This window comes from Rhodoferax sp. SPJ21 (assembly GCF_058216335.1).
Window position 1 is genome coordinate 1,257,578 of the sequence record NZ_JBYZMO010000001.1, and the last position, 21,884, is coordinate 1,279,461.

Annotated in this window: 21 protein-coding genes and 1 riboswitch; of the genes, 12 read left to right on the forward strand and 9 right to left on the reverse strand. The window is 65.0% G+C overall.

The features are described from left to right. The first annotated feature begins 150 nt into the window (after nt 1–150). The 8 genes from AC4BBN_RS05730 (at nt 151) to metF (ending at nt 9,932) form a co-directional block, all read left to right on the forward strand. Nucleotides 151–1,167, forward strand: coding sequence for a 1-aminocyclopropane-1-carboxylate deaminase (locus AC4BBN_RS05730; protein WP_490590986.1), 1,017 nt, complete (start codon nt 151–153; stop codon nt 1,165–1,167). 456 nt (nt 1,168–1,623) lie between these two features. Next, nucleotides 1,624–2,445, forward strand: coding sequence for a DUF3348 family protein (locus AC4BBN_RS05735; RefSeq protein WP_490590987.1), 822 nt, complete (start codon nt 1,624–1,626; stop codon nt 2,443–2,445). After that, the gene (locus AC4BBN_RS05740; protein WP_490590988.1) at nt 2,442–5,003 is read left to right on the forward strand and encodes a DUF802 domain-containing protein; all 2,562 of its coding nucleotides are present in this window, start codon (nt 2,442–2,444) and stop codon (nt 5,001–5,003) included. Before AC4BBN_RS05735 ends, AC4BBN_RS05740 begins: the two co-directional genes overlap by 4 nt. Then, entirely contained in the window at nt 5,000–5,650 is a 651-nt protein-coding gene (locus tag AC4BBN_RS05745) for an OmpA family protein (RefSeq protein ID WP_490590989.1), read from the forward strand. Before AC4BBN_RS05740 ends, AC4BBN_RS05745 begins: the two co-directional genes overlap by 4 nt. Then, complete coding sequence (locus AC4BBN_RS05750) at nt 5,647–6,258, forward strand: DUF2894 domain-containing protein (RefSeq protein WP_490590990.1); 612 nt, start codon at nt 5,647–5,649, stop codon at nt 6,256–6,258. Before AC4BBN_RS05745 ends, AC4BBN_RS05750 begins: the two co-directional genes overlap by 4 nt. A gap of 66 nt (nt 6,259–6,324) precedes the next feature. After that, nucleotides 6,325–6,420: riboswitch (S-adenosyl-L-homocysteine riboswitch) on the forward strand. 88 nt (nt 6,421–6,508) lie between these two features. Beyond that, a complete protein-coding gene (gene ahcY, locus AC4BBN_RS05755; protein ID WP_490590991.1) occupies nt 6,509–7,942 on the forward strand; it encodes an adenosylhomocysteinase in 1,434 nt (477 codons plus the stop codon). A 128-nt stretch (nt 7,943–8,070) separates the two neighbouring features. Then, nucleotides 8,071–9,078 carry a TlyA family RNA methyltransferase gene (locus AC4BBN_RS05760; protein ID WP_490590992.1) on the forward strand — a complete coding sequence of 336 codons (1,008 nt, stop codon included), beginning with the start codon at nt 8,071–8,073 and terminating at the stop codon, nt 9,076–9,078. Further along, a complete protein-coding gene (gene metF / locus AC4BBN_RS05765) occupies nt 9,075–9,932 on the forward strand; it encodes a methylenetetrahydrofolate reductase [NAD(P)H] (RefSeq protein WP_490590993.1) in 858 nt (285 codons plus the stop codon). Before AC4BBN_RS05760 ends, metF begins: the two co-directional genes overlap by 4 nt. Here the strand turns inward: metF and AC4BBN_RS05770 are convergent, their stop codons facing one another. The 6 genes from AC4BBN_RS05770 to AC4BBN_RS05795 form a co-directional block, all read right to left on the reverse strand. Beyond that, nucleotides 9,933–10,298 (reverse strand): hypothetical protein, encoded by a 366-nt coding sequence (locus AC4BBN_RS05770; protein ID WP_490590994.1) that lies wholly within the window; start codon nt 10,296–10,298, stop codon nt 9,933–9,935. A 23-nt stretch (nt 10,299–10,321) separates the two neighbouring features. Beyond that, the gene (locus AC4BBN_RS05775; protein ID WP_490590995.1) at nt 10,322–10,642 is read right to left on the reverse strand and encodes a DUF6172 family protein; all 321 of its coding nucleotides are present in this window, start codon (nt 10,640–10,642) and stop codon (nt 10,322–10,324) included. Nucleotides 10,643–10,724: 82 nt separating this feature from the next. After that, nucleotides 10,725–11,819, reverse strand: coding sequence for an Acg family FMN-binding oxidoreductase (locus tag AC4BBN_RS05780; RefSeq protein WP_490590996.1), 1,095 nt, complete (start codon nt 11,817–11,819; stop codon nt 10,725–10,727). Between the two features lie 193 nt (nt 11,820–12,012). Beyond that, entirely contained in the window at nt 12,013–12,867 is an 855-nt protein-coding gene (locus tag AC4BBN_RS05785; RefSeq protein ID WP_490590997.1) for an AraC family transcriptional regulator, read from the reverse strand. Next, entirely contained in the window at nt 12,864–13,328 is a 465-nt protein-coding gene (locus AC4BBN_RS05790) for a GyrI-like domain-containing protein (protein ID WP_490590998.1), read from the reverse strand. The genes AC4BBN_RS05785 and AC4BBN_RS05790 overlap by 4 nt, the downstream gene beginning before the upstream one ends. Nucleotides 13,329–13,395: 67 nt before the next feature. Then, a complete protein-coding gene (locus AC4BBN_RS05795; RefSeq protein WP_490590999.1) occupies nt 13,396–14,280 on the reverse strand; it encodes a LysR family transcriptional regulator in 885 nt (294 codons plus the stop codon). 83 nt (nt 14,281–14,363) lie between these two features. Here AC4BBN_RS05795 and AC4BBN_RS05800 point away from each other — a divergent pair, with 83 nt between their 5' ends. Beyond that, complete coding sequence (locus AC4BBN_RS05800; RefSeq protein WP_490591000.1) at nt 14,364–15,284, forward strand: DMT family transporter; 921 nt, start codon at nt 14,364–14,366, stop codon at nt 15,282–15,284. A 100-nt stretch (nt 15,285–15,384) separates the two neighbouring features. Here AC4BBN_RS05800 and AC4BBN_RS05805 read toward each other — a convergent pair whose 3' ends face one another. Then, nucleotides 15,385–16,566: an acetyl-CoA C-acyltransferase gene (locus AC4BBN_RS05805; RefSeq protein ID WP_490591001.1), complete on the reverse strand. Its 1,182-nt coding sequence runs from the start codon at nt 16,564–16,566 to the stop codon at nt 15,385–15,387. Nucleotides 16,567–16,681: 115 nt separating this feature from the next. Continuing rightward, the gene (locus AC4BBN_RS05810) at nt 16,682–17,533 is read right to left on the reverse strand and encodes a helix-turn-helix domain-containing protein (RefSeq protein WP_490591002.1); all 852 of its coding nucleotides are present in this window, start codon (nt 17,531–17,533) and stop codon (nt 16,682–16,684) included. Between the two features lie 198 nt (nt 17,534–17,731). Here AC4BBN_RS05810 and AC4BBN_RS05815 point away from each other — a divergent pair, with 198 nt between their 5' ends. The 3 genes from AC4BBN_RS05815 to AC4BBN_RS05825 are packed head-to-tail and all read left to right on the forward strand — an operon-like array spanning nt 17,732 to nt 20,752. Beyond that, nucleotides 17,732–18,601 (forward strand): fumarylacetoacetate hydrolase family protein, encoded by an 870-nt coding sequence (locus AC4BBN_RS05815; protein ID WP_490591003.1) that lies wholly within the window; start codon nt 17,732–17,734, stop codon nt 18,599–18,601. Between the two features lie 7 nt (nt 18,602–18,608). Beyond that, a complete protein-coding gene (locus AC4BBN_RS05820) occupies nt 18,609–19,388 on the forward strand; it encodes an alpha/beta fold hydrolase (RefSeq protein WP_490591004.1) in 780 nt (259 codons plus the stop codon). Nucleotides 19,389–19,411: 23 nt separating this feature from the next. Continuing rightward, nucleotides 19,412–20,752, forward strand: a complete 1,341-nt coding sequence (locus tag AC4BBN_RS05825) for a metal-dependent hydrolase family protein (protein WP_490591005.1) — start codon at nt 19,412–19,414, stop codon at nt 20,750–20,752. Between the two features lie 181 nt (nt 20,753–20,933). On the opposite strand, the gene AC4BBN_RS05830 is transcribed toward AC4BBN_RS05825, so the two are convergent. Further along, complete coding sequence (locus AC4BBN_RS05830; RefSeq protein WP_490591006.1) at nt 20,934–21,821, reverse strand: LysR family transcriptional regulator; 888 nt, start codon at nt 21,819–21,821, stop codon at nt 20,934–20,936. Nucleotides 21,822–21,884 lie beyond the last annotated feature (63 nt).

The following is a 21,884-nucleotide window of genomic DNA, read 5'->3' on the forward strand; positions in this document are numbered from 1 at the left end:
ATACGAACATACTAAATAAATGGGTTTTTTAAGACATATAAAGAATAATTTTTGCAACCCTATTAACCAAGTTGCTCCCTAGAATTTGGCTATGCGTTGCAAGCCACCCGCGTTGCGCGTCCACCGCCTTTCACTTTGCGAGCCACCAGCATGAACCTGCAGAAATTCCCGCGCCACGCCCTGACCTTTGGCCCCTCGCCCATCACCCCGCTGAAACGCCTGAGCGCGCACCTGGGCGGCAAGGTGGATCTGTACGCCAAGCGCGAAGATTGCAACAGCGGCCTGGCCTTTGGCGGCAACAAGACCCGCAAGCTGGAATACCTGATCCCCGAAGCCATCGCGGGCGGTTACGACACCCTGGTATCCATCGGCGGCATCCAGTCCAACCAAACCCGGCAGGTCGCCGCCGTGGCCGCCCATCTGGGCATGAAGTGCGTGCTGGTGCAAGAGAACTGGGTCAACTACTCAGACGCGGTGTACGACCGCGTGGGCAACATCGAGATGTCCCGCATCCTGGGTGCCGACGTGCGGCTGGACGCCGCCGGTTTCGACATCGGCATCCGCCCCAGCTGGGAGCAGGCCATGGAAGACGTGCGTAAGGCCGGCGGCAAGCCGTTTCCGATTCCAGCGGGTTGCTCCGAACATCCCCTGGGCGGGCTGGGCTTCGTGGGTTTTGCCGAAGAAGTGCGCCAGCAGGAAGCTGAACTGGGCTTCAAGTTCGACTACATCGTGGTCTGCTCGGTCACAGGCAGCACGCAGGCGGGCATGGTGGTGGGTTTTGCCACTGACGGCCGGGCCGACAAAGTGATTGGTATCGACGCCTCGGCCAAACCGGTGCAAACCAAGGCCCAGGTGCTACGCATCGCCCAACACACCGCCAAACTGGTGGAGCTGGGCCGCGACATCACAGAGCAGGACGTGGTGCTGGACACCCGCTACGGCGGCCCCGAATACGGCCTGCCCAGCGAAGGCACGCTGGAGGCGATCCGCCTGTGCGCACGCCAGGAAGGCATGCTGACCGACCCGGTGTACGAGGGCAAATCCATGCAAGGCATGATAGCCATGGTGCGCAACGGCGAATTCCCGGCAGGCTCCAAAGTGCTGTATGCCCACCTCGGCGGCGTGCCGGCTTTAAACGCCTACAGCTTCCTGTTCCGCAACGGCTGAATCCGCAGCGCGTGCCCTGTGTGAATGCCATCCGCGTGCACGGACAGTCGCCGTGGGCAGGTGGATGGCATCGCTTCACCCTAGCTCCACGCAAGCACCTGACTTGCTACTGAAAAAATAGCTACCTGCGCAGACAGAATCTGCACAAAAGCCTGTTTTCTTTCATAAGTTTCTCGCTTTCAGCCGGACCGGCGCTGCTCGCGCCTAGCCGGCTGGGTGGCGCTCAAAGGCCACCCGGTACAATCCTCGCCCAGCCAAGGCCATTCGGAAACAGCACGCTGCTTGCCGCATGCATGCCCGGCTACCAGCGCTACGCGCAAGGTGTTTTCACCATGGGGCTGCGGCGAGTCTGCCGTGCCCTTGCCCCCTGGCCCATCGCTATGGGAATGGGCAGACGCCCCATACCGCCACATTGAGCCCCATTGCCGCTACCTCCTGGGTGCAAAGGAATCTTTTTTGCGCACGAACTTCAGCAGTTCCAAATTGGTTCGCCTGTTGGGTGACCCGGCCTCCGTCGGCAAGGCGGGCGCCAGCGTGGACTCTGCCGAGCAGCTGAGCGTGCTGCTGGGCGTGTTCGACGCGGTGACACTGCGCGGCGCGCTGCAGGCCATCCAGACCACGCGCGCGGCCGCCCAGCCCACTGGCAAGCCAGTCCAGGCGGGCCGCAGCGTAGGGGTCGCAGCACAGGTGCAGCAGGTACGCCAGGTCCTGGCCCACGCCATCACCACCAAACCGGTGGCAGTGGCCGATGCGGGCGCCAGCCGGCGGCGGGGCCGCAACCCCGAACCCTTGCCCCTGCCGGTACCAGCCGCGCCCGAAGAAACGGTGGCCGACTACGCGGCATTTCGCCAGCGCCACCTGGACCTGCAGCGCCAGATGGATTTGATGCTCCCGCCCTTGCGTGTAAATGTGCGCGAGGCGATTGCAGCGGTGTCCCCCACCTTGCGGCAGCTGGCCGCACTGGACGCCGTGTGGGAGCAAATGCTGGCAGCGCGCGAGCAGAAGTTGCTGGCCACCATCCCAACGCTGCTGAAGCACCGGTTTGAACAGCTGCGCACGACCCACCCGCAGCAAGACAAGCCCGCCCTGTGGCGCCAAGCCGGCGGATGGCTGGACCGATTTGACAAGGAACAGCAGGCCGTGATGTTGGCCGAGCTGGACCTTCGGCTGGAGCCCGTCATGGGCTTGGTAGAGGCATTCCAGCGGGAAACCGCACTTGAGCGTGCGCCCACAGCGGCGCCGCACAGGGATATTGAAAAAGTTGAGAACGCAGTATGAATAGGTTTGTTTTCGCCACCATCTTCTCCATTGGTCTTCTGGCCGTGGCCTGGGTGGGCTATGGGTTTGTAGGCACCAGCGCGCTGGCGCTGGCCGTTACCGCGGTGATCGCCGGGGTGTACTTGCTGGGGGCGCTGGAGCTGCGACGCTTCCGGGCTGACACAGCATCGCTGGCCAGTGCGCTGGCCGACCTGGTGCAGCCGCCCGCGGATTTGCCCACCTGGCTGGAGCGTGTGCCAGCCCTGCTGCGCAACCCCGTACGCATGCGCGTCGAGGGCGAGCGCAGCGCCCTGCCCGGCCTGGCGTTGACGCCGTACCTGGTGGGCTTGCTGGTGATGCTGGGCATGCTGGGCACCTTCCTGGGCATGGTGGTCACCTTCAAGGGCGCGGTGTTTGCGCTGGAGGGCTCCACCGACATGCATGCCATTCGCTCCGCATTGGCGGCGCCCATCAAGGGCCTGGGCCTGTCGTTTGGCACCTCGGTGGCCGGGGTGGCGGCGTCGGCCGTCTTGGGGCTGCTATCGGCCATGGCCCGGCGCGAGCGGCTGGATGTGGTGCGCCTGCTGGATGCCCGCATTGCCACCAGCTTGCGGCCGTTTTCCATGGCGCAACAGCGCCACGACGCCTTCAAGGCCGTGCAACTGCAGGCCCACGCGCTGCCCGAGGTGGCAGAGCGCCTGCAGGCCCTGATGGACGGCATGGAGCGCCGCAGCCAGCAGTTGAGCGAACAGTTGCAAGGGCAGCAGGCGCAGTTCCATCGCGAGGTGTCGGGGGCGTATGGCGAATTGGCCAGCTCCGTCAGTGCATCGCTGCAAGCCAGCCTGGCCGCTGCGGCACGCACGGCGGGCGACAGTATCCAACCGGTAGTCCAGGCGGCGATGGCGGAGATGGCGCAAGAATCCACACGCCTGCACCAACGCGTCTTTGATGCCACGCAAAGCCAGCTGAATGGCCTGGCCCAGAGCTGGGACGCAGCCGCCGCGCGCACTGCCGATGGCTGGGCCGCCGCGCAACAAAACCACGTGCGCAGCAGCGAGGCCCAGGCGGCCCGATTTGACGCGGCGCTACAAGGCTTTGCCGATACGTTTGAGCAGCGCTCCAGCTCGTTGCTGGCTTCGGTTCAAGCGGCTGCAGCCCAGTCCCGGGACGCACAAGCGGCCGCAGACCAGTTGCACCTGCAAGGCTGGACGCAGGCATTGCAGTCCACCACCCAGACGCTGCAGAGCGAATGGCGCGCCATGGGCGAACAGGCCCTGGCCCAGCAACAAGCGGTGTGCCAAACGCTGGAGAAGACCGCTGGCGCGATGGTCGAGCACACCAGCCAGCGCGCCGAAACCACCCTGACACAGGTGGCTGATTTGGTAGCGCGATCTGAAGCCTTGTTGGCCGCGCATACCGCCGCAGAGGCCCGCTGGACACAGGACCAGAGCGAGCGCCTGGCGCAAATGGCCAGTCTCTCGCGCACCGCGCTGCAAGGCTTTGCCGACACTTTCGAACAACGTTCCAGCACGCTGCTGGCTGCGGTGCAAGCTGCCGTAACCCAGTCCCGCGAGGACCAAGCTACGGCCGACCAGCTGCACCTACAAAGCTGGACGCAGGCATTGCAGTCCACCACCCACACGCTGCAGGGCGAATGGCGCGCCATGGGCGAGCAGGCCCTGGCCCAACAACAGGCGGTCTGCCAAACGCTGGAGAAGACCGCTGGCGACATGGTGGTACACACCAGCGAACGCGCCGAAACAACCCTGGCACAGGTGGCAAATCTGGTGGGCCGTTCTGAAACCCTGCTGGCCAGCCATACCGAAGCAGAAGTCCGCTGGACGCAGCAGCAGGGCGAGCGCCTGGACCAATTGGCCAGCCTTTGGCGCACCGAGCTGGCAACCCTGCGTGCCGAAGAATCCACCCGTGGCCAGGCCGCAGTGGACCGACTGGCGGAATTGCAGACCGCCGTGGTAACCCATTTGGCCACCTTGGGCACGGCCCTGGAAGAGCCCATGGCCCGACTGATGGCCACGGCGGCCGAGGCGCCCCAAGCCGCAGCGGAAGTGATTGCCCAGCTGCGCCAGCAAATGGCCGGGTTCAGCGAGCGCGACAACCAGGCTTTTGCAGAACGCACCCAGCTGGTGACGCAACTCGACACACTGCTACAGACGCTGGACCAGGCAGCGGGCGACCAGCGCACCGCCATCGAGTCGCTGGTGGCATCTGCTGCCCGCGTGCTGGACGCTGCGGGCGGCCAGTTTGCCCACGCGGTAGAGGTGCACACCCACCAGACCGCGCAGGTGGCGGCGCAGGTCACTGGCAGTGCTGTGGAGTTGGCCAGCCTGGGCGAAGCCTTTGGCCACGGAGTACAACTCTTCAGCGCGTCGAACGAAAAACTGGCGGACAGCCTGCAGCGCGTGGAAGGCGCCATCCAGCAGTCGGCTGCTCGTAGCGATGAACAACTGGCCTACTACGTGGCCCAGGCCCGCGAGGTGATTGACCTCAGCATCGCCGCGCAGCAAACGGTGGTGGAAGACATGCGCCGCCTGCGCAGCGCGGAAGGGGTTGCGGGATGACCGGCGCGGACGACTGGGATGATGGCGTAGAGCAGACCGCGCCCGTTTGGGCGGTGTTTGGCGACCTGATGTCGGGCTTGCTGGGCGCCTTTGTGCTGGTGCTGGTTGGTGTGCTGGTGGTGCAGATGGACCTGGTCACCAATCTGCAGGCGGAAGTGGCCAAACGCCAGAGCGAAGAGCAGCGCCGCATGGCCTTGGAAAAGGCCCTGGCCGTGCCCTTGGCCACAGGCCGCGTGACCTTGAACAACGGCCGTATCGGCATCAGCGGCAGCGTGCTGTTCCCGGTGAACTCCGACCAGTTGCGCCCCGAAGGGCGGCAATTGCTGAAAAGCCTGGTGCCACCGCTGCAGGTCTACCTGGGCGCACGGGACGACATGCTGATGGTCAGCGGATTTACCGACAACCAGCCCATCATCGACCGCAACCAGCATTTCACCGACAACCTGGAGCTGTCGGCCCAGCGCGCGCTCACGGTGTCGCGCGCACTGATCGAATCCGGCATGCCCTCGTCGCGGGTGTTTGCGGCCGCGTTTGGTGCCGAACAGCCCGTGGCGTCAAACGACGACGACAAAGGCCGTGCACAAAACCGCCGGGTGGAAATGGCACCCGTGCCCCGCTCAACCGCCGAGAAGCCGCCGGCACCATGATGCCGCCAGAGGCTTTCGATGCGGCGACGGCGTTGGCGTCCTTGCGCAACGCAGGCGCGCAGCATTGGGACCCCGTGCGCTTTCGCTACCTGGAAGCTCTGCAACAGCGTTTGGAGGCTGCGCCCGAACCCGTACGGCACATCGTGCATGGCAAGCTGCAAGCCGCGCTGACGGCCTATGCCGAACGTGGCGAACGTAGGCCCCGGGCAAGTCATTCCGAATCCCCTCCCCCGCCCACCTCTGCGCTGGCTGCACTGAACGCCTACATCCGCACAGCGACCCAGCCCGCCGCAGAAGACAACTCTGCTCCCGCTGGCTGGGGTGGCCGGCCCGAGCTGAAGAGTGTGCAAGGCTTCCGGGAAGTCTGGTCCAAATTTGCAGTTGTGGACCAAGTGGAACAGTCGCTCAAGCGGGGCCCGGAAAACGCCGGGCCGCTGAATTCCCACATGCTAGTGCTGCGCTCCCTGGCCACGATGCGCGAGCTGTCTCCCGAGTACCTGCGCAGATTTTTGTCGCATGCGGAAACCCTGCTGTGGCTGGACCAGGAAAGCCAGCGCCTCAGCGCTCCGCAGGCACGGTCGGCACGCGCCAGCAAGCGGAAGAAATAAAGACCTACGGGTCTGGTGTTACACGCCTTTCATGTGCGGCGCAGCGGCTTCTCCTTATAATGGCAGGATTCCGAGGAGCGCTGCAACCCCCGGCCTGGTCACCCCAGGCCCCGGTGTGAGGCTCGGAATCCATCCATTTAGTGATAACCGCGCTCACCCACTGCCTGCTAGGCTGAAATTCGGGTGAGTCCCGGTTCACCGTCTGCGCAGTGGCCCTACCAACATGTACCAACCTGTTTTGGAGCCCACCATGAACGCAGTTCTCAAACCCATTTTGACCGCCGACCAAGCCATTGCCGACCTGAGCCTGGCCGCCTGGGGCCAGCGCGAAATCCGCATTGCTGAAACCGAAATGCCCGGCCTGATGGCCATCCGCGAAGAATTCGCAGCCGCGCAACCTTTGAAGGGCGCTCGCATCACCGGTTCCTTGCACATGACGATCCAGACCGCCGTGCTGATCGAAACCCTGCAAGCCCTGGGCGCCACCGTGCGTTGGGCGTCGTGCAACATCTTCTCGACCCAAGACCATGCCGCCGCTGCGATTGCCGCTGCCGGCACGCCGGTGTTCGCCATCAAGGGCGAGACGCTGAAAGACTACTGGGATTACACCCACAGCATCTTTGACTTCGGCGCCAAGGGCACGCCCGGCGAAGGCCCGAACATGATTCTGGACGACGGCGGTGACGCCACGCTGCTGATGCACCTGGGCCAACGCGCCGAGAAGGACATCAGCGTGGTAGCCAACCCTACTAGCGAAGAAGAAACCCTGCTGTTCGCAGCCATCAAGGCCAAGCTGGCTGTGGACCCCACCTGGTACACCCGCAAGTCGGCTGAGATCATCGGCGTGACCGAAGAAACCACTACCGGCGTGCACCGCCTGAATGAGATGAGCGCCAAGGGCACGCTGCTGTTCCGCGCCATCAACGTGAATGACTCGGTGACCAAGAGCAAGTTCGACAACCTGTATGGCTGCCGCGAATCCCTGGTGGACGGCATCAAGCGCGCCACCGACGTGATGATTGCCGGCAAGGTGGCAGTGGTCGCCGGCTACGGCGACGTGGGCAAGGGCTCGGCCCAGGCACTGCGCGCACTGTCGGCCCAAGTCTGGGTGACCGAGATCGACCCGATCAACGCACTGCAAGCCGCGATGGAAGGCTATCGCGTGGTCACCATGGACTATGCCTGCGAACACGCAGACATCTTCGTCACCACCACCGGCAACAAGAGCGTCATCACCCACGCCCACATGCTGAAGATGAAGGACCAGGCCATCGTCTGCAACATTGGCCACTTCGACAACGAAATTGAAGTTGCGGCGATCGAGCAATACGAGTGGGAAGAAATCAAGCCCCAGGTGGACCACATCACGTTCCCAGACGGCAAGAAGATCATCCTGCTGGCCAAGGGCCGCCTGGTGAACCTGGGCTGCGGCACAGGCCACCCCAGCTTCGTGATGTCGGCCAGCTTCGCCAACCAGACCATCGCCCAGATCGAGCTGTTCACCAAGAAGGACGCGTACGAAAATGGCAAGGTCTACGTGCTGCCCAAGCACCTGGACGAGAAGGTCGCCCGCCTGCACCTGAAGAAGGTCGGCGCGATGTTGACCGAGCTGACCGACGAGCAAGCTGCCTACATCGGCGTTAGCAAGAACGGCCCCTACAAAGCCGAAACCTACCGCTACTAAGCAAACTGCAGCCGTTCGGGCTGAGCCTGTCGAAGCCGCCCTGTTGTACAAGGCCCTTCGACCAGCTCAGGACGAACGGGCTTTGCGGGCGCTCTGCGTCCGCATTTCCCCCTCATATCCGGAGCCCCATGCGCGCTGACCAATTACTCGTAGAACGCGGCATGGCCGCATCCCGCTCGCAGGCCGTGCGCCTGATCGCCGGAGGCATGCGCTGGTTCGACGGCATCAAATGGCGAGATGTCGCCAAGAACAAGGACGACATCCCGGAAGACGCCCAGCTGGAACTGCTGGACGCGGCCGAGGCACGCTATGTCTCGCGCGGCGGGCTCAAGCTTGAAGCCGCGCTGAAACATGTCGGCCTGGACGCCAACGGCCTGAAAGTGCTCGACGTGGGCCAATCCACCGGCGGGTTTACCGACTGCCTGCTGCAAGCCGGCGCGCTTCAGGTGACTGGCGTGGACGTAGGCCATGGCCAGCTGCATCCCAAGCTGCGCGTCGATACGCGGGTGCTGTGCGTAGAGGGCTTGAACGCCCGTTCACTCACGCCCGAGTCGCTGCAGGAAGCCTGCGAAATGGTCTTGTCCGAGCACTGGGAACCACCGGCGGTGGACGACCCGGAGCCCGAGGCGCCGTACAGCTGGATGCGTGGTGGTGGCGAAGTCACCGACTACGACGATAGCGATGACGCCGACGATGCCGAGGTCGAAGCGCATATTGCCCAGGCAACTGGCAAAGTGAACGCGCGGCCTCTGGACGCCGAACCCGCCGCCGATGCGGCACCAGTGCGGCACAAGCGCAAAGCCGGCCTGGACGGGCTGGATACCGAACCCGAGTTCGACCTTGTCACGGGCGACGTGTCCTTTATTTCGCTGACGCTGATACTGCCAGCCCTCGTGCCGCTGCTCCAGCCCGACAGCCATTTGCTGATGCTGGTCAAGCCGCAGTTCGAGCTGCAGCCTGGCCAGGTCGGCAAGGGCGGCATCGTGCGCGACGAGTCCATGTACGCCGTGGTGGAAGCGCGCCTGCGCGAATGCTGCGCCGAACTCGACCTGGACGTGCTGGACTGGTTTGACAGTGCTGTCGCCGGTGGCGATGGCAACCGCGAATTCTTCATTTTTGCAAAGAGAGCCCCATGAGCCTCGCATCCAATTTCCCTATCAGTCTCGAATTCTTCCCACCCAAGACGGACGAAGGCTCGGCCAAGCTGCGCACCGTGCGCCAGGCGCTATACGCCTTGAAGCCCGAGTTCTGCTCGGTCACCTTCGGCGCTGGCGGCTCGACCCAGGAGGGCACGTTTGCCACCGTGGCCGAGATCCTGGCCGAAGGCGTGCCGGCGGCCAGCCATTTCTCTTGCGTGGGCGCGACCAAGGCCACCGTGCGGGCCCAGTTGGCCACGCTGCAGGCCATGGGCGTAAAACGTCTGGTGGCTTTGCGCGGCGACCTGCCCAGCGGCTATGGTGCGGGCGGTGAGTTCCAGTACGCCAGCGACCTGGTGGCCTTCATCCGCGCCGAGACCGGCGACGCCTTCCAGATCGAGGTGGCCTGCTACCCCGAAATCCATCCGCAAGCCAAGTCGGCCGACGCCGACCTGAACGCCTTCGCCATAAAAGTGCATGCGGGAGCCAACTCGGCCATGACGCAGTATTTCTACAACGCCGACGCCTACTTCCGCCTGGTGGAAGACGCGCGCAAGCTGGGCGTGACGGTTCCTGTGGTGCCCGGCATCATGCCGATTTCCAGCTCCAACCAATTGATGCGTTTCAGCGACGCCTGCGGTGCCGAAATCCCGCGCTGGATACGCCTGCGCCTGCAGGGTTTTGGCGACGATACTGCCAGCATCAAGTCTTTCGGCCTGGATGTGGTGACCGAGCTGTGCGACAAGTTGGTGGCCGGTGGCGCCCCCAGCCTGCACTTCTACACCATGAACCAGAGCACGGCCACGCTGGAGATCTGCAAGCGCCTGGGCCGTTTGGGAAGCGTGGCGGCCTGATCAATCGGGTAAAAAGCGCTGCCGAAAGGCATCGCAAAACTGCGCGCTGCCGGTCAGCGACAGGGTCACCGTGCAACGCGGTGGCCCGGCAGGCGCCAGCCGGGCGCTGAACTGGCGGGTCTGCTCGTCGTAGCCCAGCGCTTCGGACGCGGCCCACTCCTGCTGGCCCTGCACATGAAAATCCCACTCGCCGCCCTCGTCCAGCGGGGCGCGCAAGCCGGGGAAGGCCGCAAAAGCCCAGTCCAGCACCTGCGCCATCTCCTGGCGCACAGCAGCCACCTGCGCCGGCTGGGTGGAGGCCATGGCCTCAAAGCTGCCGTAGCCTTGCTCGTCTTCGCTGTAATCGAAATCCAGGTAGTTCAGCATGTTCAGCTCCAGCGCAGCGGGCTTCAGTCTTCTGCGTCGTCGCTGTCGTCCTGGCGCGGGGCTTTGGCAGTGCGCACACCGGGTTTGGCCACCAACTCAAGGTAGAACGAGGTGCCACCGCGCGCGACCAGGGCGTCGATCAGCTTGGTGATGGCGGCGTAGTGCGCGACTTCGGCCGCATCTTTGCTGTCACCGAACTTGCAATCCCAGTCCCAGTAGTCCACGCCTACAGGCAGGGCCACGCGCAACTGGCGCTGCATGTATTTGCGGATTTCGTGTTTGGTGGCTTCGAGCACGCGGTCAGGGTGCTTGCCTTCGATGTTCAGTTGGAACGTTTTCTTCACAGATTGCCTTTGGGGTAGGCCGACGCGGAGGCGTGCGGCAGGCGCTCGATTATGGGGCTTTGCGCTGGAGCACCAACGGCGGCTATAGGAGAACCGATTCGACAGGACGCCGCAAAGACATCGGCATGGTGGGGCCCCGCCCGAAGCGCACCACGAGATCGGGCCGAGGCCCGTTTGGACTGAGTCCGAGCCAGGCTGCGAACTGCTGCCGGATGGCCGCCACCTCGACAGGCTGGTTCAGCAGCGCATTACGGATGCCGAGCGCGGTAGCCTGCAAGGCAAAGCGCTCGTAGCAACGCCCCGCTTCGACCCAATGGGGCTTGTCGTTGCCCTCGGACACAAAGATGGCGATGCCGGCCGCATTGCGTATTTGCCGTGTGTAGCGCTCGTTCTCCGACTTCGGCGTAAAGAACAGGTCCATCATCGGGCGGCCCAACCAGCGCGGCATGCTGGGGTTGCCCGATAGGGCGGCAGACAGGCCGTCCCCTGTGCGGATGGCTTCGTCCGAGCTAAAACGGATCCAATCCTTCAGCTCCGCCACGAACGCCGGGTCTTGCATTTGTGCGGTGTTGCCGGCCTGCACGTAGTCGACCACCGTGTCGATTGCCGGACGCCCACTCAATAGCCGCACATGCACGCCGTTGCCGGTGCCCGCCTGTTCCAGCAGGCGCAGCTCGTCCGTTGCCAGAGCCTGGCCGTCGTAATCACCCCGCGTGCATTGGCGTTCAGAGATTGCCTGGAACAAAGGCGAGGCGATGGGCTTGCGGGCATCCAGCTGAACGGCAATGGCCCCCGCTCCCTGCACCGCGAATTCGGCTTCGGCATGCAGGCCCAGGGCCCGTGCGGCTTGCACCAGGTTTTCGGTGGCACAGCCCAGCGAGACGAAGAGATGGTGGTCGTCCGGGTCCACGGCGGGGCAGCGCCGCGACAGGTCCGGCGTGATCTGTATGGATGTGTCTTGCAAATGGAATTGCCAGCACTGGGTGTTGTGGCTAGAGGGCGCCAAGGTGGCGTAACGCACCAGTTCATGCAAGCGGGCGGCTGCCTCCAGGCTGCTGGCAACACCAGGCTGCCGTTGGCTACGCGCGATCTGCTGCGCCCTGTCAGACCCAGAGCACGCGCCCAAGGTCGTCGCGGTAGCCGCTGTAGCCAGAACCACCTGTCTGCGTAAAACCATGCTGGAGCCCTCAGAGCGAAGTTCATAACGAACAGCACTGAGCATGGGCGCACACTGCAAGTCTTTCTTTGCGCTGCGACAAAGAAAGGCGCTTTCCCCGCTGCCTGGAGACCCGTGAAGCTTGACGTTTGCTATTGCTTTGATAGCTACTAGCGCAGTTTTTATCTGTGCTAGAGCCGTATTTTTTATAAATTCAGGGAGCCAGCGGCAGAAAGATGTCTGTCAGCAGGTCGGCCGGCGCGGTGTCGCGCGGGTTGTTCAGGTACTCCTCGAACACTGGCGCATCGGCGGTGCGGTGACCAGACTCGACCAGCCAGCGGCCGTAGAGCCAATGGTAGGCGGCGCGCATGGTGGCGTAGGGGCCGCGGTGGCGCAGCACGGCGCATGTGCAGCCGCCCAACTCAAAGATTTGCAGCGGCGCTGGCACGCTAGCGCCAGGCGGCAGTGACAAGCCGGCACGGGAGTGCAGCTGCGCTTCCGGCACAGCGAAAGGATCATCCTCGTACACCGCCAGCCAGCGCGTATCGGGCCGCACAAGGCCTTGCGCAGCCATGCGGGTATAGGCAGTTTGGAAAGCCTTGCCGACCAACATGTACGAGCCCTTGTGCACGACGCCCGCCAGCGTGACGCGCGCCACGGCACGTACTTCCACACGGTAGCCCGCAGCCTCAGGCTGGGCCTGCGGGCCCTGGAACAGGGTGTGGCCGCCCTGGGCACGGTACTGCGCCGGGCCCAAGCCGTAGGCGCTGCGAAAGGCGCGGGTGAAGGACTGCGTATTCGGGTAACCACACTTGGGCGCAATCTGCGCCACCGCCAGCGCCGTGTTGGCCAGATAGCCCGTAGCGCGGTGCAGGCGCAGCCGCCGCACCGTGTCGGCAACGCTCTCACCTTGCAGCGCTTGGTACACCCGGTGCCAGTGGAAGGGCGACAGGTGGGCGACCTCGGCCAGGGTCTGCAGGTCCAGCGGGTCGGCCAGATGGTCGTGGATATAGGCCATGACCCGGCCCAGCCGCTCCTGGTAGTCGGTCCAGCCGTACGGGCGGTTCATGCGGGCACGGGCTCGGGGGCGATACCGACCAGGATGTCGATGTCGCCGTTCGCGCTGTAGCGCTCGTATTCGGCGATGAAAGTCTTGGGCAGCTCGGTGTGTTCCCAGATTTCTTGCCACTTGGCCCCCACCAGGTCAAAACGCCCCTGTGCCACCGGGAACACGGCGCGTTGGGACGCCGGAATCACCGCACGAACAAGGCCCTGGGGCAGAGGCGTATCCGGCGCCACCGCCGCGCCGATCACCAGCGAATAGCTGCCCTGGTTGTCGCGCCCGGCATTCTGGAAGTGGGTGTAGACCGCATACACCTCGTCCGACAGCTTGCCCGGAATGCGCGCCAGCACCTGGCTGTCGGCAAAGCGCTGCCAATGCGGCGGAATGGTATCGAAGGCCTCGGCATTGCTGGTGCGCAGCTCGATGCCGAATACGTGGATGGCCTGGTCCTGGTGAACGGTGTGCATACGGGGCTCCTTGCCTTGATTAGGTGAGCAATGTAGTGCTGCGCGGCGGACAATTCTTGCGGACTTGCTATGCGACCCGGCCACCTGTGCCGGCCAGCGTGCTGAGCATCTGCTCATACATCGCATCGACTGCCGCCGAGCGCAGAGACACCTTGCTGCGCAGCGCTGCCACATCCATGGCACGCAGCGCGGGCAGTTGGAATTCTGCCGGCAGGTTCTGCAGGATTTGCAGATGCGGCGGAACGCTGCAGCGGGTGAACACGGCCACCGCCAGGCCGCTTTCCACCGCCGCCAGCTGGCCGGCCAAACTGGAGCTGTGGTACACGACCCGGTAGGCGCGCCGCTGGGCCGCCAGGCTTGAGAGCGCGGCCATTCTGGCCATGCTGCCCTCTTCGTACACGGCGATGGGCAGGGGCGCTCTGCGCCAGGCCTCGTACTGCGGCGCGCCGACCCAGACCAGCGGCTCCTGGAACAGCACATGCCCACGGCTGGGCTTGTCGCGCGACACCAGGGCCAGGTCCAGCTCGCCCCGGCTTATCTTGGGTATGAGGGCGGTGGACTGCTCGCAGGTCAGCTCGATCTCCACGCCCTTGTAGCGCTGCGCAAAACTGCTCAGCAACGGCGTCAGGTAGCGGGAGGCGTAGTCATCCGGCACGCCCAGCCGCACCCGCCCTGCCAGCTGCGGCCCGAACAAGGCGTCGTGGGCTTGCGACTGCAGATCGAGCATGCGCCGCGCGTAGGCCAGCAGCTCGGTGCCCGCAGGGGTGAGCTCCAGGTGCCGTGGGCCGCGCAGCAACACGCTTTGGCCCAGCGCGGCCTCCAGCTTCTTGAGCTGCATGCTGACGGCCGACTGCGAGCGGTGCAGCAAGGGAGCTGCTGCCGACAGCGAACCCGCATCCACCACCGCCACCAGGGCACGCAGCCAGTCAATCTGAAAGTCGGGGTATTTCATGTCAGCAGTCTTTCGAAAAACGAATAGTAGCCGTTTGAACTATGCGCTTTACGCGATTTCCCAAACCATGGAGGATCACCGCCATGCACAACACAAGCCACACACTCCCTTCCTCGCAGGCGGGTCCGAAGACGCAGCAAGAACGCTCAGGCCAGTGGCTGCTGGTCCTTGGCGGCATGCTGCTCGGCACGGTAGGCGTATTTGTCGAAGAGGCAGGACAGCATGCACTGGTGACGGTGTGGTTCCGCTGCGCATTCGGGGCCCTGGCCCTGCTGGCGTGGGGTCTGGCCAGCGGGCGAACGGCAGAGCTGCGGCTGCACGGCAGAAGCTGGCGGGTGGCCTGCGCCACGGGCTGCCTGATGGTTCTGAACTGGGCCCTGTTTTTCGCGGCGATTCCGCGCATCTCCATCGCGGTGGCGACCATCGTGTTCCACATCCAGCCGATCTGGGTCATCTTGTTCGGCGCGCTGTTTCTGCGCGAACGCGTGTCTGCCCTGCAGTGGCTGGCCACCCTGGTGGCCTTGGGCGGCCTGGTGCTAAGCAGCGGCTGGGTCGGCATGTCGCGGGCGGATGCATCGGCCAGCGACTACTTGCTGGGCTTGCTGCTGTGCCTGGGCGGCTCGTTGAGCTACGCCGCCGTGACGATCCTGGCCAAGACGGAGACCGTGATCACCCCCTACGCGCTGGCCTGCTGGCAGTGCGTGGTCGGCGTTGCCGTATTGGCCTGGGCCCCCGGCGTATTCGGCTGGCCCGCTCAGCCTGCGGCCTGGGCATGGCTTGCCGGCCTGGGCGTGCTGCACACCGGGCTGGCCTATGTGGTTCTTTTTACCGGTATGGCCCGGCTGGCCCTGGGGAACATCGCGGTGCTGCAGTTCGTCTACCCCCTGACCGCCATTCTGGTGGACTGGTGCGTCTACGGCCGGACCCTGGATTCCGTGCAAACCATGGGCGTCGCCCTGATGGCGGGGGCGCTGTGGACGGTACGCAAACCCACCCCGGCCTAGCCTGAATTACTACATTAATCATAGCTACTTGCGCAGGTATTACCTGCGCCAGAGCCATATTTCATCAAAATTTAATAGCGGGCTACAGCAGCTCCTGCATTCACAGCAACTCAACCGCCATGGCCACCGCCTCGCCTCCGCCTATGCACAGGGTGGCAACACCTCGGCACAGGCCATGCTGGCGCAGCGCGTACAGCAGCGTGACCAGAATGCGCGCGCCGCTGGCGCCAATCGGGTGGCCCAGCGCGCAGGCGCCGCCGTGCAGGTTGACGCGGCTGTGCTCCATGCCCAGTTCGGCCATCAACGCCATGGGCACAACGGCAAAGGCCTCGTTCACCTCCCACAGGTCCACATCCGCCACGCGCCAGCCGATCTTGTCCAGCAGCTTTTGCACCGCCCCCACCGGGGCCGTGCTGAACCAGGCTGGCGCTTGTGCATGGCTGGCGTGGCCGACGATACGCGCCAGCGGCTGACCTGGCCACTGCGCGGCAGTGGATGCACGGGCCAACACCAGGGCGGCGGCGCCGTCGCTGATGGAGCTGCTGCTGGCGGCGGTGATGCTGCCGTCGACCTTGAACGCGGGCTTCAGCGTGGGAATCTTGTCCAGGCGGATGCGGCCTGGCGCCTCGTCCACCTGGACCTCCACACCACGCACGGCCACCGGCGTGATATCGTCCGCAAACGCACCGGACGCAATCGCGGCCTGGGCGCGCTGCACGCTAGTGGTGGCAAACGCGTCCTGCGCCGCGCGGCTGAAGCCGTAGTGGGCCGCGCAGTCCTCGCCAAAGCTGCCCATGGAGCGACCCGGTTCGTAGGCATCCTCCAGCCCGTCGAGAAGCATGTGGTCCAACACCCGGCCGTGGCCTATGCGGATGCCGCTGCGCCCCTGGGGCAGCAGATGCGGCGCGTTGCTCATGCTTTCCATGCCACCGGCCACCACCAGGTCCACGCTGCGCGCACGCAGCATGTCGTGCGCCAGCATGGCCGCGAACAGGCCGGAGCCACACATCTTGGACAAGGTGACCGCCCCCGCGCTCTGCGGCAGCCCTCCCTTGAAGCCCGCCTGCCGCGCCGGCGCCTGGCCCTGCCCGGCCATCAGGCAGTTGCCAAACACCACCTGGTCCACACGCGCCGGGTCCACGCCAGCCCGTGCCACTGCCGCCTGGATGGCGGCCCCGCCCAGGTCATGCGCCGCCAGCGGCGCCAGGCTGCCCTGGAATGCACCCATGGGCGTGCGCGCCGCGCCAAGAATGACGATGGGGTCCATTGCGGTGAGGGTCATGGTGGCGCTCCTTTGGGGCCACTGTACGCCTGTCTCCGTCAGCATGGAATACTATGATTTTCATAGCTTCCAGCGCAGGTGGAATTTGCGCTAAAGGCTGATTTGATGCCGATATCTAATGCGGCACACCCGTCACAGTGTTGGGCAAAGGCGCGCGCACCGCACGCCTAAAGATCGACGGCGACACGCCGGTGTGCTCCTTGAAGAAGCGCGAGAAGTTGCCCGGGGCTGAGAAGCCCAAGTCCAGCGCCACATCGGTCAGTGGCAGGCCTTCGCTGACGCGGCGCATCGCCTCCTCGACCCGCACCGCACTCCAGAACACCTGGGGCGTGGCATTGAGTTGGTCACGGAACAGCGCGAAGAAGTGCGCCCGCGACAGGCCCACCTTGGCGGCGATATCGTCCACCGTGGTCTTCTCGGACACGCGCTCGCGCATGTGGCCAATGGCTTTGCGCAGCCGGTGGTCCAGTGTCTGGCCGACGGCCGGAGCCGCTGGCAGGTCGATCTGCTCGGTCGAGGCCTGGATGGCGGCCTCCAGCAATTGCCCCACCTCTTCGTCCACCGCATTACGCGGGGTGTCCAGCGCCAGTATCAAATCCAGCACCCGCCAGCAGGCCTGGCGCAGCGCCGGATGGATGGGGATGCGCGGCGAAGGAAAGCGGAAGTTGCGCCCCAGCGCCTGGCTGCGCGCGTCCAGCCAGGGCTTGGACAGCATGAAGGCCAGGAACAGGCAGGGGCCGCTGTCGTCCAGCAGCTCCATGTCGTGCGACTCAAACGCGTTGGCGCCCAGGGCGATGTTCTCGCCGTAGTCCACCACCGTGGCGCCCACCTGGGCACGGGCGCGGGCACCGCCGAGCCAGAAAGCAATCTGCGTTTCGGAGTGCGCGTGCGCCACCAGGTTCGCGCGCAGCTCCAGCACGATGGCCGTGCCAAATGCGCCTGTGTGGAGTGCGTACGCCTCGGCCATCGGGGGTTCCTTATCTTTGTTTACGGCCGCCATTGTGTGTCTGGCCCCCACCGCAAAAACACGCCGCTAGGGAATGTACTTAGCACGCCATCAGACGATTTGATACGCCGCCAGACACCGCGATAAGCCGGTTGGACGGCCTCTGCCTACAGTGGCATGGCGTACCCGATCCACCCCTTCTCCTCTGGAAAAACACCTATGAAAATCGCCACCTACCTCGTGCAGGGCCAGCGCCATGTCGGCCTTGTCTCCGCCGACGACCGCAGCGTCACCGCTCTGAACCTGACACCGGCAGAAGCCTTGAAAGGCGCCCTGGCCGTCATCGAAATCCTGGCCGCTGGCGGCAAGATGCCGGCCACTACCGGCAGCCCCATCGCCCTGGCCGACGTGGCGCTGGACGCGCCGATTCCCCTGCCCCGGCGCAACCTCTGGTGCGTGGGCCGCAACTACCACGCGCACGCCAAGGAGCTGGCTGCGTCGGTCTTCAAGGACAACAGCGCCAACACCGAAGAGTGGCCCATCGTCTTCACCAAGGTGCCCGAATGCGTGGTGGGCCCGCACGACGCGGTGCGCGTGCCGGTGGAAGTGACCACGGCCGTGGACTACGAAGCCGAGCTGGCCGTGGTGATCGGCAAGGGCGGCAAGAACATCCCCCGCGCCACCGCCATGGAGCATGTGTTTGGCTACACCATCGTCAACGACGTGTCGGCCCGCGACGTGCAGGTGCGCCACCAGCAGTGGGACATGGGCAAGTCGTTCGACACCTTCTGCCCCATGGGCCCGTGGATCGTGACCGCCGACGTGCTGGACGGGCGCCAAACCCGCGTGCGCTGCTGGGTCAACGGCGAGTTGCGCCAGGACGGCCCCACGCAGAACATGATTTTCGACATCCCCACGCTGATCGAAACCATCTCGCGCGGCATCACGCTCTACCCCGGCGACGTGATCGCCACCGGCACCCCGGCGGGCGTGGGCATGGGCATGCAGCCGCCGCGCTACCTGGCGGCGGGCGACGTGGTGCGCATCGAAGTCGATGGCATCGGTGCCATCGAAAACCGCTTCGTCTGAGGTCAGTATGGCAAGCCAAACACTCCACGGCATGGCCGTTGAAATCGAAGGCAGCGGCCCACCGCTGCTGTGCATCCACGGCCTGGGCGGCTCGTCGAATGTGTGGACCCCGCTGCTGGGCGCGCTGGGCGGCTTCAGCGTGGTGCGGCCCGACCTGCCGGGCAGCGCCCGCTCGGCCCTGCCGCCGGGCACCCTGTCCATCCAGGGCTATGTGGATGCGCTCATAGGCTTGCTGGACGCGCTGGGGATTCCGGCAGCCCATATTGCCGCGCATTCGCTGGGCACGGTGGTGGCGCAGCACCTGGCGGTGCAGCACCCGGGCCGCGTGTTGTCGCTGGCGCTGTTCGGCCCGCTGGTGGCCCCGCCCGAGGCCGGGCGCCCCGGTATCCACGCCCGCGCCCAGCTGGCCCGCACCGGCTTGACCGGCATGCAGGAGATTGCCGATGCCATCGCCAAGGGCGCCACCGGTGCAGAGACCAAGGCCCAGCAGCCCGCCGTGCTGGCCCTGGTGCGCGAGATCGTGATGCGCCAAAGCTCTGAAGGCTACGCCCAGAGCTGCGAAGCCCTGGCCCGGGCAGAGTCCGCCGCCATCGAGCAGATCCGCGTGCCCACGCTGCTGGTCACCGGCGACCAGGACGGTGTGGCCCCTGCGGCGCATGTGGCGCTGATGGCCGCGCGCATTCCGGGCAGCCAAACGCAGGTGTTCGAGGCCTGTGGCCACTGGACCCCGTTCGAGCAAGCGGCGCGCTGCATGCAGGCGCTACAGACTTTTTACGCAAGCCTTTAATTCAGAAAAAACAGGAGACCACCATGACCCGTACCGCATTCACCAATGTCCGCATCTTCGACGGCAGCGGCGCCGACACCTACCTGGGCGACGTGCTCGTGGAGGGCAAGCGCATCGTGCAGGTCACCCGCCTGCCCGAACGCGTCAGCACCGATGACGCCCGCGTCATCGAGGGCCGAGGCCGCTTTCTGATGCCCGGCATGACCGAGGCACACACGCATTTCTCGTGGAACGACCAGCCCTCGCTGGCGGCCATCCAGTTCATGCCGCCCGAGGAGCACATGCTGTGGTGCGTGCGGGTGGCCAAGCGCTACCTGGACATGGGCTGGACCTCGGCCATCGGTGCCGCAGCCGCCAAGCCCCGGCTCGACGTGGTGCTTCGCAACGCCATCGACGCGGGCGAGTTCCCCGGCCCGCGCTACCTGGCGGGCAGCCAGGAGATCACCACCATCGGCGCACTGGGCGACAACACGCTGCCGCACATGAAGTTTGAAGAACTCAGCTTCGGCAGCGTGTGCAGCGGGCCAGAGGAAATTCGCCGCTCGGCGCGCACCTTTATCAAGTACGGCGTGGACCATTTGAAGATCAACCTGTCGGGCGAATACATCGCCGGGCTGCCCGCCGAGATGTCGCCGTTTGCCGAGGAAGAAGTGGCCATGCTGGCGCAGGAAGCCAAACGCTATGGCAAGCGCATGGCGGCGCATGCGCGCTCCAGCGAATCGGTGAAGCAGTGCGTGCGCCACGGCATCGAGATGGTCTACCACGCCAGCTTTGCCGACGAGGAAGCGCTGGACATGCTGGAGGCCGCCAAGGACAAGCACTTTGTGGCCCCCGGCATCGGCTGGCTGATCCGCACCACCTACCATGCCGCCGAGTTCGGCATCACCGAGGCCGTGGCCACGCAAATGGGCTACAAACGCGAGCTGGAAATCGCATCGGCCTCGCTGCGCGCCATGCACCAACGCGGCATCCGCATCCTGCCCGGTGGCGACTACGGCTTTGCCTGGATGCCGCACGGCACCAATGCCAACGACCTGCAGTACTTCGTGGACTACATCGGCATGACCCCTTCTGAGGCCCTGCGCGCCGCCACGCAGTTGGGCGGGCAGATCATGCAGCGCCCCGACGAGCTGGGCCTGCTCAAAGCCGGTTACCTGGCCGACATCGTGCTGGTCGACGGTAACCCGCTGGAGAACCTGGCCCTGCTGACCGACCCCGCCAAAATCCAGCTGGTGATGAAAGACGGCGTGGTCCACAAAGACTGCGCCACCCCGGTGCCGGATGATGCCGCCCTGCACCTGGGCGGCACCAGCTCGCCGCTGGTGGAAGAAGGGGTGAAGGAGGCACTGGCGGAGATGCTGTAGGCCAACAGCCGCCCCTCGGCCTTGCAGCGGGGGGCGGTGGAAGGATTTCATGCTGAAATCCTATTTTTTTGGCTATTTTTTAGGTACTAAATATGCCTATAGCGCTTATTCAATGAGCGTAAGAAGCTATTAAATTTTTATTCTTATTTGATAGCAACCCTGCTGTTCGTCGGCAGGCCCCTTAGCAAGGCGGCACCACCACATTGGCCTGCAAAAACGCCATCACGCGCCGCACTGGGGTAGAGCGGTGTCGGCTGGCGGGGAGCACCAGGTAGAACACGCTGTGCTCCACGCCGTCCCAGTCGGGCAGGATGCGCTGTAGCCGCCCCTCGGCCACCAGGCCGTGGGCATAGTAGGCCGGGACATTGACAATGCCCAGCCCGTCCAGCGCCGCCTGGGTGGCCGCCGCCCCGCTGTTGCTGGCAAAGCGCCCGGCGGGTTGTACGCTGGCACGCTGCGCGCCTTGCACAAAGTCCCAGGGCCGCTGCAACAGGGGCAAACACCATTCGGGGGGCAGGTCGGCCGGGGTGCGGATGGGCGACAGGCTGCGCAGCAGGGCCGGACTGGCCAGCACCCACAGCGGCACGGACAGCAGGCGGGTGGCGACCAGGGAGCTGCTGCTCTCCAGCGGCCCCATGCGCACCGCCAGGTGAAAGCCCTCGGCCAACAGGTCCACGTTACGGGCCGATACGTCCAGCTCTAGCTGCACCAGCGGGTGCTCGGTGCAAAACCGCGTCAGCAGCGGAACCAGTTGCTCTTCGGCAAGCTTGCCCGCCAGGCTGATGCGCAGGCGGCCCTCCACCACGTCCTGTGTGTCCAGCACGATATCTTGCGCCCGCAGCAGCTCTTGCAGTAGCGGCTGGCTGGTGTCGAACAAACGCCGACCGGGTTCGGTCAGCTGCATCTGCCGGGTGGTGCGCACAAATAGCTGCGCGGCCAGACGGCCCTCCAGCTCGGCGATCTGGCGGCTGATGTGGGACACCGACACCCCCATCTGCCGCGCCGCCCCGGTAAAGGTGCCGCGCTCCACCACCGCCACAAATTCCAGCAGGCCGTTCAAGCTTCCCATATTTGCAATCCTGCAATAGTGTTTCTTTAATTCAATGGATTATCAACTTACAGGCAAGAAAAT